The organism is Oceanobacillus jordanicus (assembly GCF_022095695.1).
Lineage (GTDB): Bacteria > Bacillota > Bacilli > Bacillales > Amphibacillaceae > Oceanobacillus_B > Oceanobacillus_B jordanicus.
Genome location: NZ_JAIFZM010000012.1, coordinates 51,444 through 66,811, shown reverse-complemented (window position 1 = coordinate 66,811; position 15,368 = coordinate 51,444). Strand labels below are relative to the sequence as shown.

Below are 15,368 nucleotides of genomic sequence, written 5' to 3'. Positions count from 1 at the left end.
TGTTCTGCAGAAGCGATGCTGAAAATTATTATCTTTATTGAGCACTGACAATTCTATTAATTCCACATCGCTAACATATCCGTTGCGTCACTATAAAGGAATTCGTAAGCGCTTTCGGAAATGCGTTCAGCTTCTAATTGCTGATCCAATAATAGTAGGAAGCTTTCCATATGCTTTGCAACTTTAGTGGCATCCGCACTTTCTTCATATCTTTCAACAGCGGTAAGATGCAATTTTAGCTTTCGAGCTGCATCATTTTTGAGTTCGTCTGAGTCAACAAATGCTTCAATTGAATTTTTCAAATCAGCTGTGCTGACAGTGTAAACAAGATAGTCTCTACGCACTTCTTTAAATGCTTGCAGATCTCCTTTCCACTGATCAACCATTGATTCCACTGTTTCTCCATTCTCTATTGCTTCCCGTACCCAGCCGTTACCAATTAGGTTATCAAAGAATGACACGCCTGCACTGCTTTCAGCACGAAATTCAAAATCATCCGGATACATGTCATGTAACGTTTTAACGATATGCAATCCAGTCACAATAGGGTCGTATGCCTTTTTATCTGTTACATGAATCTGTACCCCATGGCTTAATGTACCACTATGCTTGGAAAACGTCGGAGTGAAGGAAGCCGCACGGAAGGTCACACCTTCTAGTTTAAGGTTGTTTAATGCCGCTGCATAGTCTGTACTATTTACAAACGGCGCACCGATTAATTCGAATGGCTTTGTAGTCCCTCGTCCTTCTGACACATTTGTTCCTTCTATTAAAGCAGCCCCAGGGTAGACAAGCGCCGTATCAAGTGTCGGCATGTTTGGTGATGGTAGTACAAACTCAAGCTCTGTATCATCATAATATTGTCCCCGCTTCCAGCCATCCATTTCAACGACTGTCAGATCTGCTCCAATATCAAATTCTTCATTAAATAACTTGGCCAATTCCCCTACCGTCATCCCATGACGTAATGGAATTGGATAGTTCCCGACAAAGGAAGCATATTCTGGATCAAGGACAGGGCCTTCGACGCTATTACCTCCAAGTGGGTTCGGACGGTCAAGTACAAGAAATTCCACATCGTTTTCTTGTGCTGCTTCCATTGCATACGCCATTGTGTAAATATACGTATAGAATCTAGCACCAACATCTTGAATGTCAAATAACAAAACATCCACATCTTCCAGCATCTCTGGTGTTGGTTTTCTAGTCTGGCCATACAAGCTATATACTGGTAAACCTGTTTCTTCATCAATATAGTATTCTACATAATCTCCTGCCTGCGCATCGCCTCGCACCCCATGTTCAGGACCATAGAGGGCTGTCAGTTCAACATCTGGATCATTATGCAACGTATCGACAATACTGTTTAACTCTTGATCTACTCCTGTTGGATTGGTAATAAGTCCAACACGTTTCCCTTCGATTAAATCTTTATGCTGTTCAAGCAATACTTCTACACCTAGTTTCAACTCATCACCACCAGCATTGTTACTGTTCTTTAGCTTATCTGCCACAACTCCTGACAATGAACCGAGAACGAAGCATAGACTTATTACCAAAATAATCGTCTTCTTCAAGGTGAACGCCTCCCTTATTTTTGTTTAGTAATGGTCGGGAGGATATAGTACTCCTCCCCCACCTTTTGCTTAATTTCGTGCTTTTTGCCAAATCAGCAAAAGAGCCTCTGCATGTTGTGTTAGCTCCTCTTTTGCCTGTTCTGAAATTTTTCCATTATCATGTTGAACATCGAGCAACTGAGTCAGCACCTCCATATGCTTACTTGCTTTATCTAGGCGATCTTGATTTGCAAATCGCTCCACTGCTGTTAAATGGGTAAGCAGGAGTCTTTCGGTTTGCTCATTATTGATTTCTCCATTGTCTGCAAACTGCGCTACTAATTGCTTCAATTTCGATATGGATGGAAGGTCTTCAGCTGAGATGCCAATCGCTGTTCCTTCTCTTGTTGAATCGGCCGCACCACTATACGTTTCATCATGAAGTAAAATACTATTTACATTGCCAATCTCTCTTGGCGTTTCTTCCCAGGAATGTCCCATTTGCTCTAATAGATCGCGAATGTTTTCCGGCACCCCATACTCCCAACGAATGCTTGGATAGCTGCTACTATAAATACGTGGTTCTTCAATCGCATCTTTTAACTCCATTTCATATCCAAGAACATTAACAAGTGTCTGGGTTACGGACGTAATGATGGTGGCGCCACCTGGTGAGCCAACCGTCATATAAGGTTCTCCGTCTTGTAAAACAATGGAAGGTGTCATGCTGCTAAGTGGTCGCTTATTTGGCTGCACTTCATTTGCTCCACCTGGAATGGCATCAAAGTCGGTCAGTTCATTATTTAGCATAATGCCATAGCCCGGTACCATGATGCCTGATCCAAACACCTGCTCAATGGTCGTTGTATAGGAAACAAGATTTCCCCATTGATCGGCAACCGTAAAATGCGTTGTTTCTCCATCTACCTTGTCATCTACCTGTGTGACAACCTCTGGTGCTTCTCCGTCCTGATAGTCCCACGGATTTCCTGGCTCTACGTTCGGATTAGCAGCTTCTGGGTGAATGGTTGCCACTCGTTCTGCTACATAATCTGGATCAAGTAATCCTTCTCTCGGCACCTCCACATATTCAGGATCTCCCATATAAGCACCCCGATCGGCATACGCAAGGTGCATTGCTTCCGCCATATAGTGGTATTTCAATGGAGATTTTACGTCGTGCTGGGTAAGATCCAATTGCTCAAACATTTTTAACAGTTGAAGCATGGTTAATCCTCCAGAGCTTGGTGGCGGCATGGATGCAATGTCATATCCTTGGTAATCGCCCCATACTGGTTCGTCCTCCGTCACATCATATCGACTTAGGTCGGCAGTAACCATGCTCCCGCCAAACGCCTGAACCTCTGTAGCAAGCGCTTCGCCAATTTCCCCGTTAAAAAGAGCATCTGATCCTTGATCGCGAATTAACTTAAATGTTTTAGCCAAATCCTCCTGTACAAGGGTATCTCCTTCTTCCAGTGGATTTCCACCTGGTAAAAACACATCTCCAGCAGCTGTTCGGGCTAATTTACTTTCATTACTGGCAATTGCATTGGCTAGTACCCAATTCACAGGAATACCCTGTTCCGCCATATCAATCGAAGGCTGAATTAAGTCTTCCATTGGAATCGAACCCCAGTTATCAAGAGCTGTCTCTAGTCCCTTTAAGGTCCCAGGAACGCCAACCGATTTTCCGCTTTGTACACGCTCAGAAAAAGGAATCACCGTACCTGCAATGGCCTCTATATCCCATTCCTCAGGCTCTTCTTCGTTTTCTTCCCATTGACGGACCTTAAGTTCATCATCCTCTACACGGAAACGAAGTGATTGCCAATCTGTTGTACGGTCAAAGGAAACGGTGTCCAACGTGGAGTTTTGGCCGTCTTTAGCTTGAATTAATTTAAGTTCACTTGTATTTGTATTGATTTCTACCCCATAACCATTGCGAGCATAGGTAGACCCCGTGGAACGGAACGCGTCTGCACGCAACCATAGGCGAAGTCTTCTATCGTCTCCTGGGTCATCGGTGCGAAAACGAATAAATAATTCGCTATCTTCTACTGACTCCATCACAGAGGTAGCTTGACCGAATGAAGTGGAATTGCTGCCATATGGTGCTCCAAAATAGATGTTTCCTCCTGCTTCATTTAGGCGAAACGCCGTGCCCCGCTCCAACAACTCAAATTTATCAGCGTCCCACGGTGCACCATTCTCTCCTGTAAAATCAGAGCTAAAAACATGCTCCCCTGTTCCGACATCTTCCACTTGCACTTCCGCCACATGAAATTCGTTGCCCACTTCATCACTCAGTTCATTTGCCCCGAGTAGAAACTTTCCTGGTTCTTCCACGATATTGCTTTTATCAATAAACATATCGGGTGTAGCCCCTTGTGGTGCGCGCTCTCTACTATTAATGATCGAGACATCCTCGGTCTGGGCATCATAATACATCATAAACCCACCACCGCCGATTCCTGACATCATCGGTTCTGCCACATTCAAAGCAAATTGTATGGCGACTGCTGCATCTACCGCGTTGCCTCCGCGTTTTAAAACATCTGCTCCAATCTCAGAAGCTAGCGGATGTGCGGAGACGACCATTCCTTTGTCCCCAACATCGATTTGTTCGGGCTGAACCCCTGGATTCTCCGGTTCATATTCCGTATTATCATCAGGACTGCTGACAGCAGAAACCGCAGACACCGGGATACTAAACAACATCCCAATGATAAGCAGGATCGATAATAATCTTGACTTCTTTTTCATGTTTCCCCTCCTTTTGGCGCTTAAAAGGAAACAGTGAGGGGTATCATTGTGCTCCTCACTGTTGCTTATAGCGGATATCTATTGCCACTTCACATTCAAATAAGCTGCTGTACGGACGAGGTCCTCATAGGTTGAGTCATTAAATGCATCTTCCTCGTGTAAATAATCGACTAACTGTTGGAAACCGGCAAGATGCTTTAATACTTTTTCTTGATTCCCTTGCTGCTCATAGCGACTAATTACCGTTAAATGCAAGCCGAGGGATCTAGCTGAGTTCGCGTCTATTTCCTCCCTTGTAAGCAATCGTTCTACCATGTCCTGCATGCTTTCTGCACTCCATGCATAAATAGCATCTGCTGTCTTTTGCGATACTTTTTTCCGAATACCGTTGGTAGAAACTGTTTCTCTTGTTGGATGAACACGGTTTGTTAGCAAAATTGTCACTGTCTCGTGATTCGGGCTTACTACAATCGATGTTCCGGTATAACCTGTGTGGCCCAACGTATTATGTTCAGCCAGATCATCCATGTACCATGATTGGTTTAATTCCCAGCCCAGTCCTTGGTTTTGGCCAGGATAGGCTTCATTCCAGTTTGTTTTCATCAGTTCAACTGCTTCCTCTGAGAGAATTTCTTCCCCAGCATATGTGCCTTCTTCAAGCATCATTTGTGCAAAAACAGCTAAATCTGCTGCACTACTAAAAATGCCAGCCTGTCCTGCAACACCATCCAATGACCAAGCATTTTCATCATGCACACTTCCCCAAACTACACCGCGATTTGTCCATGGCTGATATTCGGTAGCTGCAATGCGCGATTTAAGTGATTCTGGTGGATTATACATCGTATCCTGCATCTGTAGTGGTTCCGTGATTTTCCTTTCTACAAAGACATCCTGTCGCTCACCACTAAGGCGTTCAATTAGCACGCCTAGTGTCAGGTAATTCACATCACTGTAAACATAATCGGCACCTGGCGCTTGCTGAAGCGGCTCGTGCAATACAAAATCTAACCTGTCAGCGCGATCCCCTTCCACTTTATCAAGGCGTTCACTAGGACTTGGGGCAAATCCAGAAGTATGTGTGAGTAGTTGCCTGATCGTAACTTCTTCTTTTCCTTCCCCCGTGAATTCAGGAATATACTGTTGCACCGGGTCTTCTAATTCAAATAATCCTTCATCCCATAACTGCATAACAGCTGTTGCTGTAAAAAGTTTGGAAATCGAGGCCATATCAAATATAGTATCTTCCTGCATTGCTACAGGATCTTCCATTTCAGTATATTGATCATCCGTGTAACGAGCAGCATAACCATAAGCGTCATGTTTAACGACTTCGCCTTGTTTGGCGATATACACGACCGCCCCTGGCATCACCTTATCCGCAATCGCTTGCTCCACCTCTCCGTCAAGATCATCCAAAGGTTGTTGGAGCATTTGCACCGCATCACTAGCAGCCTCCGCCTTCACGGGTGCTACGGGAACAAACAGTGTCAGACAGAGCATGAAAAGGACGAGCATGGATAGCGCTTGTTGTTTTCTCATCTGTAAACGCCTCCTTGTTTAATTACTTATCTTCTCCGGCTGTTTGCTGTGCAGTGAATGTCCATTCTAGGCTTAACGTGTCTCCTTGGAATTCGTTTTGATCCTCTCCGTTATCTACAAAATTAAATTGCACGACAAGATCATCAATAGTTCCGACTGGCAATCCATTTTCACCAAGCAGTGGCAAGAAGACATTTTCATTTACTGCTTCAGGTGTCATGGTTTTTAGTTCTGCCAATGTCGTCTGGTAAATTACTTCATCAAGTTTGTCGGCATTGTATAGGAATTCGACCATAATATGTTCGCCAAAATCTCCTGTATTATCTCCAGCAGCATCTGTGACAGTATAATCTGTATCGAGTAATACCTTTTCAATATCAAGTGTGCCGTTATTTTGTAATTCAAAATCACGTACCATCGTATCGCCTGGTTTAATATTATCTACTTCAATAATTTCTGTTGGCGCTGCAGCGAGATCTAGCGTCCCTGCAGCAAATGTGTTACTTGATGTTTCGGTATCACTGAAATACGCAAATGTTCCCCCACTAACTAATGTAAGACCTAATGCTGCTGAAGCAATTCCTAACCCCAATTGTTTTTTAATATTCATTTATAACTTCCTCCCCAATTTTTATATGGTTGCTTATTTTGCATCCATCGTTTTTTCCTGTAGCAAATGTTTTACCTGCTTTAATGTTCTTCTAATGGTTATAAAAGCATATCCAAGCAATAGAATTCCTGGCAAAATCATGAGCAGTGCCGCTCCTTCAGGTGACGTGGCAAACTGAAACACATAGCCACCATATGGAATTGTAAACCCGGCATATTGCCCCACGACATTCTCTGATAATACTGGGCTTACATCAGGGCCATTATTAGCATCCCCTTGCGTTATATACTGTTGCCCATTGTTTTCCACCTCTATAATTCGGTGAGTGATCAGTATGTTGTCCTCCGCACGATAGGTGATGACATCGCCCTCTGAAAACCGTTGCATATCTCCACCGGTTTTCACCGCAATAACGGATCCAGTCTGAATCCCTGGTTCCATTGATCCGGAAAGAACGGATTTAATTTGATAGCCAAACACATTAACCTCATTACCGGAAGCTTTTGAGAGGCCCACGACGAGCAGAGCACAAAGCAGCACAGCAATGACAATCGTATACAAGATATTACTCATCGTTTTTAATGTCATTTTCATTTTCATTCTCCTCCCCTTCGCTCATCGCGTCCTCTTCCACCGTTTCAGATTCTGTCGTTTCGCTCTCTTCCTCTTCTTCCTCAACAGGCTTTTCATTCTCCAGGTTACTTTCCGCTGCTTCTTTTTCTGTATTATTTTCAGAGGTTTCAGATGTATGATCTTCTTCTGTTTGTTCGTCTATGTTCTTCTCTTCAAGCGTTGACCCCTTATCCGTCTCTGCTTGTGTTGTATCATCCTTTTGTGTATGCTCTTCTGCGTGTTGTTCCTCCCCCACAATCGGTGCCTCTTCAGCATAAGTGCCTGCTGTTACGGCACCTTCCACAGTAGAAGTTGCCGTAAAGAAAGCAGATGTGGGAGAGTGAACCTGGGAGACGAGCAGAAAGAGCAAGTATAGGATAGTGAAAAAACGCACCATCACTCGCACAAATCTATGCATACGCATCCCCCTAGTTTGATTTAAAAGTAGATTTATTCCTGCGTTGTCCAGACATCATGCAATTTCAAGCTTTCTGTTTCTAGGTAGCTGTATGCTTTGTCGGTAATCTTGTCGGTTTCATGGAAATGAGCAATCAAGTCTTGGAAGCTTTCTAAGTGCTTCACGACCTTATCTCCTAGCTCACGCTCTTCAAATCGTTCAATAGCTGACAGGTGTGTTGTAAGCGCTCTGGTCGTTTGGCTATCTGTAATTTCATCTTGCTGTGCCAACTCATCGACAAGCTGCTTCATCCCCTCAGCACTGAGAGAAGTATCCGTATAATCCAAGCTATGCCCGAGGTTATATAGATCTGGAATCGTAACAGGCAGTTTTCCATATGGATTAATGTCGCCTACCAGCACGCTAGCTACCGCATTGATTGACACATCGAGATAGCTATAGGAAGCAACATAACCATCTACCTCTGGAAATACCATCACATCATATGGATTACGATGTGCCGAAACAATGACAGGTTTTCCTGTCCGTTGAAGCGCTTCCACAAATTCACGCTGTCTTTCATTTGTATTCGCCGTATAGGTCGTAACAATAATTTTATCGGCATCTGCTGCGTGCTCTACAGCCTGCTCGATCTGACTGTCTGTCGGACTTGTACCCGTTGCATAGCTTCGTCCATCGACACCCTTTTCCTCTAACAATTGATAAAGCAAGGATGGCTTGGCTACTGATGGACCAGTAACAAGTACCTTTTCATCGTTTTGAACTGGTAATACGTCCTCATTTTTAACTAAAGTAATGCTTTTCTCCGCAATATCTTTTGCTGCCTGTAAATTGGCTTCTGTTCCAATATTCTCTAATTTGTCAGGGCTAGTCTGCGTTTCTTCAAACAAGCCATTTTCCATTTTTGCCCGAAGAATGCGATAAACCGACTCTTCCACACGCTCCTCGGAAATTTCCCCGGATTGGACAGCTTCCAGCATGCCATTATATGCCACTTCTACATCTGGTGGATTTAATAAAATATCCACACCAGCTTTAAAGGATTCTACTGGAACACGATCTGGTGGTACTACGTTCGCACCAGACATACCAAGGCTATCCGTGATAATTAAGCCGTCATAACCAAGCTCCTCACGAAGTAAATCAGTGATGATCGGTTTTGATAGTGTTGCCGGAAGTCCTGAGTCATCCAATGCTGGCACGACAATATGTCCTGTCATAATTGAACCGACTCCAGCATCAATTGCTTCTTTAAATGGTTTTAAATCCACTTCATGTAATGTTTCCAAATCATGGTCAATGACTGGAAGCCCATAATGGGAATCTACATCCGTGTCACCATGTCCTGGAAAATGCTTTGCCGATGCGATTACATTCTGTTCTTTATATGCATTAATTTGTGAGACACCAAGCTTCGAAACCAGTTCAGGATCTTCACCAAAAGAACGAATTCCGATAACTGGATTTGCGGGATTCAAGTTCACGTCAACGGTTGGTGCAAAGTTCATGTTAATCCCTAAACTGTTCAGCTCTTTGCCGATGATGTTTCCAGATAGGGCAGCGAACTCCTCAGACCGTGTTGCTCCAATTGCCATGTTTCCCGGAAAAACCGTCCCTGGTTCTGTTACACGTTGGACAATCCCGCCCTCCTGGTCTGTCGAAATAAATAAGGGAATGCCGGAATCCTGCTCGACCGCAATTTCCTGTACACCGTTAGACAGGAACTGCACCTGTTCTGGATCCAAAGGTGTGCCAATGTTGTAGGACCAATTAAAATAAATTAGCCCACCGATATGGTAGTTTTCAATAACCTCTTGAAAGTTTTTCCCACCGCGGTTGTTATTTAAATTGGTGTTCTCGTATCTTGGGTCAGTTGGGGTTTGGCCATATACATGAACAATAAACAGCTGCCCAATTTTCTCTTCTAATGTCATGTCATCTATGATGGCGTTAATCTCATCCTCGTTTACATCCTGCTTTTCAGCAGCTGACACATTTTTCACTCCCCCTGGTATGGGAAGTGTCAGAAGTAGTAAAGCTGCTGACAAAAACGCGATTACCTTTCGTAGCTTCAGCTTCAAGTAAATCCCTCCTTCATTCATTTATTTGATTTCGAGGTTCATTTCCTGGCTCAACATTTCCAAGTCATGAAAACACCGCCCTTCAAAATTTGTCAAAGGTAGGATCCCCCTTGTCCTTAATAGGGTTATCTAGACAATAGCAAAAGCTGTTAAAAAATGTTGTTTAATTATGTCTAAATTTTCTATGTTTTCAAAATTGATATATTGGGACTAGTTATTACCCGAGGTGCTAGTAGAGAGGGCGCATCTATTCTTACCAGGAAAGTTTGTCCATACTATCTCACTAGGTATTCCTACACACTTTTTGCAGATTGATGTCTTTGTGTAAGATTTTCACTTTGGATTTACATATTATTCCACGCGGGGATTCGACAAAATTAGCGTGTTTTTGATGAAGTGTGGCATTTGGTTAAAAGAGAAGTTTTTTTGTGGTGGGTTTGGGTGGGGGGTTGGTTTCAGTTTGGAGGCTGTGGTTTCACTTTGTGGTGCTGTGGTTTCACTTTTAGGCATTGACGATTCACTTTGTGGTGCTGTGGTTTCACTTTGGGTGCTGACGATTCACTTTGTTGCGTTGTGGTTTCACTTTGGGGCGTTGACGATTCACTTTGTTGCGTTGTGGTTTCACTTTGGGGCATTGATGATTCACTTTGGGGCGCTGTGGTTTCACCTTTAGGCGGTGACGATTCACTTTTAATACATGATTTCACATTTTTTTAAAAAAGCCTATTGCTACCTGCTTGAACAGGTAGCAATAGGCCTACAGCGTTATCACTTATTTTTTCTAGCTTTTAAAAATCCATCGATCCCGTTCCAGACTAGGCTGAGGATAAGTATGACAATAGTCCAGAATGTTACCCGACTCCAAATCCAATTGACGGTATCATAGCCTTCACTGCCCGCAGTAAGGACGTTTACCTCTACCAAGTCACTCATGAACGTTGGATTCCAAAAATCCGTAGCCGTTACCATGAATAGAATGATAGCCATAGAAAGTGTATTTGAAACGGTTGTATATAAAACTAACTTATAGCTCCATTTTCCAAAAGCTAGTTTTAAACATTCGTTTAATATTCCAATCCCTAAGATTAAAATAATGAATACGAGGTAGGTCCCATAATTCTGTTCATTCAAAAAGGGGACAACCCCATTAAATCCATCATGAAAAACCCAAACACCTAAATAATCACTTGAAAAAGAAAACAGGACGATAAAAAATGCATAGAAAATAATACTTGTTACGGCTTCACCGCGTTTAACTCGACTATGCTCAACTGGAATCGGTGGCAAGTTAGTTGGTTTCCACTCTTCTTTTTCCCATTGTAAATCTTCCTTTTTCACATTACCCATTAACTCTCCCATAGCAAATCCAAATGTCGTCCACCCGAAAGCCATTGGCAATGCAGTAACAGCTGAAACAATCATATCAACGAAGTGATCTAAAATATTTACTGGATTGATAACGACCTGAATGGCGAATCCAACGCCTATAGAAATTCCTACTACTGCCAATATAACCTTCAATATATATAGGTACGAGTCAAAAAGTTCTGGTCCTATCAGGTATTTTTTGGTGTTGCGATACTTATCGGCTAATTCTTTCGGCCTGCCCAATTCCAGCAGTACTTCTTCTATATCACTTTCCGTGTAGTGATTTTTTCCGGACCGATCTTCCAGCATGTCTTCAATTAAACCGCGAAGTTCAATAGCAATATCTTTCCTCTGTGATTGTGGCAGCTTTTGCATAACTGCAAAGATATAACGTTCAACCATCTCCATCGACATCATCTCCCTTATCCTCGATCACATGATTTAAACTTGTCACAATACTTTTCCATTCAACAACGAGCAGATCATATACCTCTTTCCCTGTCTTGCTGAGTAAATAATATTTTCTAGGCCTTGCTTCGTTGGTGTCCCACTTACTTTCCAATAGGCCTTGTTTCTCTAACCTCCTTAAAAGTGGGTATAATGTGCCAGGTTCTACATGGAGCCCATTTTCGCCGAGCATCGTCACGAGTGAGTACCCATACTGCGGTTCAGAAAGCTGACTTAGTACCCCAATCGTAATGGTTCCCCGTCTCAGTTCCTGCATTAGTTTATCTAAATGCTCATGTGCATCTTTCATATGATCAACTCCTGTATTCATTATAGTGTATGATGCACACTATTGTAAAGTACATAATAAAGTTTATTGTAAACTATTGTGTTGATAACTATTAGAAATAATGATTTATATTTTATGTGTACGTTTTATCCTATTAGGGGTTGGCAGAGGGAGAAAAGTTTTGACCGATTAAATGTACTGTTTATATGCGACATTCGGTGATTTAATATTGGTACGCGACTTTTTTGGGCTGGCACGTGCATTTCCATAGTCCTCACGCGAGTTCGGCATCTTCACCCGGTGGCATTTCCGGATACCCAAGCGAGTTCTACACTCTCCCATGCGACTTCACATGCTCCTCACACGCCCCACAATCCAGCCATCAAAAAAAACACCAATCTCATTTGGATTGGTGTTTTCTATTAACCTTTGATTGCTCCTTCTGTCATGCCTTTAGAAATACGTCTTTGGAAGATGGCGTATAGGATAATGACTGGTACGATGGCGATGACAAGGCCGGCGAATAGGGTACCCCATGCATTCGTATATTGTGCTTCACTACTAATAAAGTCAATCGCTAATGCAAGCGTATAGTTTTCACTGGAATTCAGGAATATGAGTGCCATGAAATACTCGTTCCAAAATTGAATGGCGTTCATAATGGTAACGGTGATGATTCCTGACATACTGAGTGGTGTAATGATTTTCCACAATACTTTATAAGGTGACATGCCATCCATTGCTGCCGATTCCTCTAAAGATCTAGGAATGGTACCAATAAAGCTTGTTAGAACAAAGATGGAAAATGGCAACTGACTTACGGCATACACAATCGCCAGTCCGTAAATATTGTCTAATAATCCTAAATCTGATAGTAGGAAAAAGAGCGGGATCCAGCCAAGCACCATAGGAATCATCATTGCGGACACGTAAACGGTAAACAATATTTTACTACCACGGAAGTTAATTCTCTCAATGGCATAAGCAGTGGGGATTGCTAATACAAGCGTTAAAACAGCACCCACTACGGTTACAATTAAACTGTTGAAGACACTAACATCAATATTATAGTTTGTCCAAGCAGTAACGAAGTTGTCAAAACTAAAGGATTCGGGGAATCCCCAAGGGTTTCGATAAATTTCTGCATTGGATTTAAAGGCTCCTAGAAACATCCAGAAAATCGGATACAATACTGCTAATGACCAAAGGATCAACGGAATCCGTATCCCTGTTCTACCAAGGATCTGGCCGACGCTTCGTTTCACAATAAATTCCTCCTCTTTATCGGTAATCCGTGCTAGTTAGTACTCTACTTTATCTCGGCGCATAATGAACTGAAGAATTAAGACAGTCAGTAAGGAGATGATCAAAATCATTACACCGATTGTGGCACCATAGCCGAAGTTATATTGTACAAAGGCCTGCTGGTATAGATAAGAGCCCATTACATGTGTAGCGTTATTTGGCCCACCACCTGTCATGACTTGTACAATAATAAAGGAGCCATTTAATGTGGTAATCACGATATATAGTATGGAGATTTTCACCTGAGGCCAGATAAGTGGGAGTGTTACCTTCCAAAATTGCTGCCATTCTGATGCTCCGTCCAATTCTGCTGCTTCATAATAGCTTTTTGAAACATTGGATATTCCGCCCATTAGTAAGAGCATAAATAAACCAATACCTGCCCAAACCGATGGCAGCACAAGACTTGGCAATGCCCAATCCTCGTCTCCTAGCCATGGTTTCGCTAAGCTTTCTAACCCAATAAATTCAAGCCCTGAGTTAACTAGACCAAGATTAGGATTGTAAATAAATGTCCAAAGAATCCCAATGACGACGACACTCATTATATTTGGGAAAAAGAAAACAATACGATAAAATGGCGCTTCCTTTATTTTAAGTTGGGTTAAGGCTACAGCAAAAAACAATGCCATAACCATAATGCCAATTACTTTTGTAGCAACAAGGAAATAGTCATGGATAATCGTATTTGGTATGATTGCATCTTTCACAAGCTTTATGTAGTTCGCCAAGCCAACAAAGTCCTTGTTTTGCGAGGAGCCTGACCAATCAAAAAATGAATAGTACAGACCACTAAACAGCGGATAAAGCGTAAATATGGCAAACAAGATAAAGGTTGGGATTAAACAAAAAGCCAGAAATAGGTATTTTTGCTTTTTTGACTGTACCATTTTATCCCTCTTTCTCTTTCTTTAATTTGATGAAAAAATGGATCAGCAGGAGGGATGAGACTCCTGCTGATACCTGTTTTCCTATTCGTTACTGCTGCGATACTCGGCAGCTGCCTTTTCTGCTTCTTCTACAAATTCCTCTGCTGTTGAATTACCTAGCATTAGTGACATAAGCGCATTTCCAACCGGTGTTTCTAAATCAGCACTCATTGGATGTGGCTTGTTGTAAATTTGTACTTGTTCTGGATCATTGATCATTGCATTTGCTTCTGTTAAATATGCTGGCACCTTGTCGCTTTGCGTTAGGTCAACCTCTGTAAGGTTCATGATCGCGCCTGTATGCTCTGAGAATGACATTGCATATTCACGTGTGAAAGCAAACTCTACAAATGCTTTTGCAGCTTCTGGATTTTCCGCGTTTTCTGCAATAGCAAGTGGACGTAAATCTGGTACGATAGCATATGTTTCATCAGGTGCTTGCATTGGGGATGGGATAAACCCAAACTCAAAGTCATCTGGAATATCATTTTTCATTTCATTTGGTAACCAGAATCCTACTGGAATAAAGGCATTGTCACCTAAAAGGAAATTCATTTGTGATTGGGTATGGTTTAAAGCACCAAGACCAGAATCAAACATTCCTTCGTCTGCCATTCTTTCTACTCGTTTCATTATTTCCAGAACTGGTTCACTTGTCCAAGCTCCTTCAGCACCTTGGATAACATCTGTTAGCAACTCTTCTCCCCCGGCTGCTCCAAATGCAGGATAAAGCGCTCCACGAAGGAAGTAATATGGATGCTGCCCACTTGTTACAAATGGATCGATTCCTTCACTATCCTTAATTTCTTCCATCGAACTCATTAGGCTTTCAAAATCTGTCGGAACTTCATAGCCTTTATCCTCAAATTTTGCTCTGTCATACCATGTTCCCCATGTATCAAATACAAGTGGAAGCGTGTAGACATCGCCATCATAATTCGCTGGCTCTACAATGAAACTGTCAACAAGTTTGTCTCCGTTTTCTAACTCAATATCTTGAAGCCAATCTGATAGATTCATAAGCTGCCCATCTTCTACCATTTGTGCTTCACTAGATCCTGCTCCGTCGATATACACGACATCAGGTGGATCATTGGATACCCAACGCGACCGCATTTCTTCGTTAATATTCGGTCCGGCATGCTCGATAACATTTACGTCTGGGTACTCTTCTTTAAAACCTGCAATTACTTCTTTCCACCAAGAATCCCCATATCCACCTACAAAATACTGAAGCTCTAAATCTCCTGAAATACCACCCTCGCTACTACCTGAATCATTACCATCTGAATCTGCCTCTCCACCTGCATCTTCATCGTTCGAGCAGGCGACAGTGAATGCGATTAGCAGCATGGCAACAAACAGAAACAAGATGCGGCTTTTCTTTATTCCCTTCATCCTAAAATCCCCCTTGTTTAATTACTATTATATGAAACACACGAAGG

12 protein-coding genes and 3 pseudogenes are annotated in these 15,368 nt (G+C 42.4%); 1 reads left to right on the top strand and 14 read right to left on the bottom strand.

Annotated features, from left to right (window positions below):
- Positions 1 to 56 precede the first annotated feature (56 nt).
- The 9 genes and pseudogenes from K3T81_RS19690 to K3T81_RS14210 all read right to left on the bottom strand — a co-directional run bounded on the left by K3T81_RS19690 (position 57) and on the right by K3T81_RS14210 (position 9,585).
- Complete coding sequence (locus K3T81_RS19690) at positions 57 to 344, bottom strand: FIMAH domain-containing protein (protein ID WP_420830842.1); 288 nt, start codon at positions 342 to 344, stop codon at positions 57 to 59.
- Positions 321 to 1,577, bottom strand: a pseudogene (locus tag K3T81_RS14240) (exo-beta-N-acetylmuramidase NamZ family protein); the annotation flags it as partial. The pseudogene K3T81_RS14240 and the gene K3T81_RS19690, both read right to left, overlap by 24 nt.
- A 69-nt stretch (positions 1,578 to 1,646) precedes the next feature.
- Positions 1,647 to 3,287 (bottom strand): annotated as a pseudogene (ggt, locus tag K3T81_RS19730) (gamma-glutamyltransferase); the annotation flags it as partial.
- Positions 3,288 to 3,911: 624 nt separating this feature from the next.
- A pseudogene (locus tag K3T81_RS19725) lies at positions 3,912 to 4,322 on the bottom strand (gamma-glutamyltransferase); the annotation flags it as partial.
- Between the two features lie 78 nt (positions 4,323 to 4,400).
- A complete protein-coding gene (locus K3T81_RS14230; RefSeq protein WP_238020647.1) occupies positions 4,401 to 5,864 on the bottom strand; it encodes a serine hydrolase domain-containing protein in 1,464 nt (487 codons plus the stop codon).
- Between the two features lie 22 nt (positions 5,865 to 5,886).
- Complete coding sequence (locus K3T81_RS14225) at positions 5,887 to 6,474, bottom strand: CalY family protein (RefSeq protein ID WP_036575242.1); 588 nt, start codon at positions 6,472 to 6,474, stop codon at positions 5,887 to 5,889.
- A 33-nt stretch (positions 6,475 to 6,507) separates the two neighbouring features.
- The gene (gene sipW / locus K3T81_RS14220) at positions 6,508 to 7,068 is read right to left on the bottom strand and encodes a signal peptidase I SipW (protein WP_238020646.1); all 561 of its coding nucleotides are present in this window, start codon (positions 7,066 to 7,068) and stop codon (positions 6,508 to 6,510) included.
- The gene (locus tag K3T81_RS14215) at positions 7,040 to 7,504 is read right to left on the bottom strand and encodes a SipW-dependent-type signal peptide-containing protein (protein ID WP_238020645.1); all 465 of its coding nucleotides are present in this window, start codon (positions 7,502 to 7,504) and stop codon (positions 7,040 to 7,042) included. The genes sipW and K3T81_RS14215 overlap by 29 nt, the downstream gene beginning before the upstream one ends.
- 32 nt (positions 7,505 to 7,536) lie before the next feature.
- Positions 7,537 to 9,585 carry a glycoside hydrolase family 3 protein gene (locus K3T81_RS14210; RefSeq protein WP_249226165.1) on the bottom strand — a complete coding sequence of 683 codons (2,049 nt, stop codon included), beginning with the start codon at positions 9,583 to 9,585 and terminating at the stop codon, positions 7,537 to 7,539.
- A 460-nt stretch (positions 9,586 to 10,045) separates the two neighbouring features.
- On the opposite strand from K3T81_RS14210, the gene K3T81_RS14205 reads away from it, so the two are divergent.
- Complete coding sequence (locus K3T81_RS14205) at positions 10,046 to 10,258, top strand: hypothetical protein (RefSeq protein ID WP_238020644.1); 213 nt, start codon at positions 10,046 to 10,048, stop codon at positions 10,256 to 10,258.
- Positions 10,259 to 10,353: 95 nt separating this feature from the next.
- On the opposite strand, the gene K3T81_RS14200 is transcribed toward K3T81_RS14205, so the two are convergent.
- The 5 genes from K3T81_RS14200 to K3T81_RS14180 all read right to left on the bottom strand — a co-directional run bounded on the left by K3T81_RS14200 (position 10,354) and on the right by K3T81_RS14180 (position 15,321).
- Positions 10,354 to 11,361, bottom strand: a complete 1,008-nt coding sequence (locus tag K3T81_RS14200) for an HAAS signaling domain-containing protein (RefSeq protein WP_238020642.1) — start codon at positions 11,359 to 11,361, stop codon at positions 10,354 to 10,356.
- Complete coding sequence (locus tag K3T81_RS14195; RefSeq protein ID WP_238020640.1) at positions 11,348 to 11,710, bottom strand: PadR family transcriptional regulator; 363 nt, start codon at positions 11,708 to 11,710, stop codon at positions 11,348 to 11,350. The genes K3T81_RS14200 and K3T81_RS14195 overlap by 14 nt, the downstream gene beginning before the upstream one ends.
- 401 nt (positions 11,711 to 12,111) lie before the next feature.
- Complete coding sequence (locus tag K3T81_RS14190) at positions 12,112 to 12,954, bottom strand: carbohydrate ABC transporter permease (protein ID WP_036575263.1); 843 nt, start codon at positions 12,952 to 12,954, stop codon at positions 12,112 to 12,114.
- 36 nt (positions 12,955 to 12,990) lie between these two features.
- Entirely contained in the window at positions 12,991 to 13,884 is an 894-nt protein-coding gene (locus tag K3T81_RS14185; protein WP_036575266.1) for a carbohydrate ABC transporter permease, read from the bottom strand.
- Positions 13,885 to 13,965: 81 nt separating this feature from the next.
- Complete coding sequence (locus tag K3T81_RS14180; protein WP_238020639.1) at positions 13,966 to 15,321, bottom strand: ABC transporter substrate-binding protein; 1,356 nt, start codon at positions 15,319 to 15,321, stop codon at positions 13,966 to 13,968.
- Positions 15,322 to 15,368: the final 47 nt, after the last annotated feature.

Coding starts and splice junctions, on each gene's coding strand:
- K3T81_RS14230 (WP_238020647.1), bottom strand. CDS start 5,864: ATGAGAAAACAACAAGCGCTATCCATGCTCGTCCTTTTCATGCTCTGT.
- K3T81_RS14225 (WP_036575242.1), bottom strand. CDS start 6,474: ATGAATATTAAAAAACAATTGGGGTTAGGAATTGCTTCAGCAGCATTA.
- sipW (WP_238020646.1), bottom strand. CDS start 7,068: ATGAAAATGACATTAAAAACGATGAGTAATATCTTGTATACGATTGTC.
- K3T81_RS14215 (WP_238020645.1), bottom strand. CDS start 7,504: ATGCATAGATTTGTGCGAGTGATGGTGCGTTTTTTCACTATCCTATAC.
- K3T81_RS14200 (WP_238020642.1), bottom strand. CDS start 11,361: ATGGAGATGGTTGAACGTTATATCTTTGCAGTTATGCAAAAGCTGCCA.
- K3T81_RS14195 (WP_238020640.1), bottom strand. CDS start 11,710: ATGAAAGATGCACATGAGCATTTAGATAAACTAATGCAGGAACTGAGA.
- K3T81_RS14185 (WP_036575266.1), bottom strand. CDS start 13,884: ATGGTACAGTCAAAAAAGCAAAAATACCTATTTCTGGCTTTTTGTTTA.
- K3T81_RS14180 (WP_238020639.1), bottom strand. CDS start 15,321: ATGAAGGGAATAAAGAAAAGCCGCATCTTGTTTCTGTTTGTTGCCATG.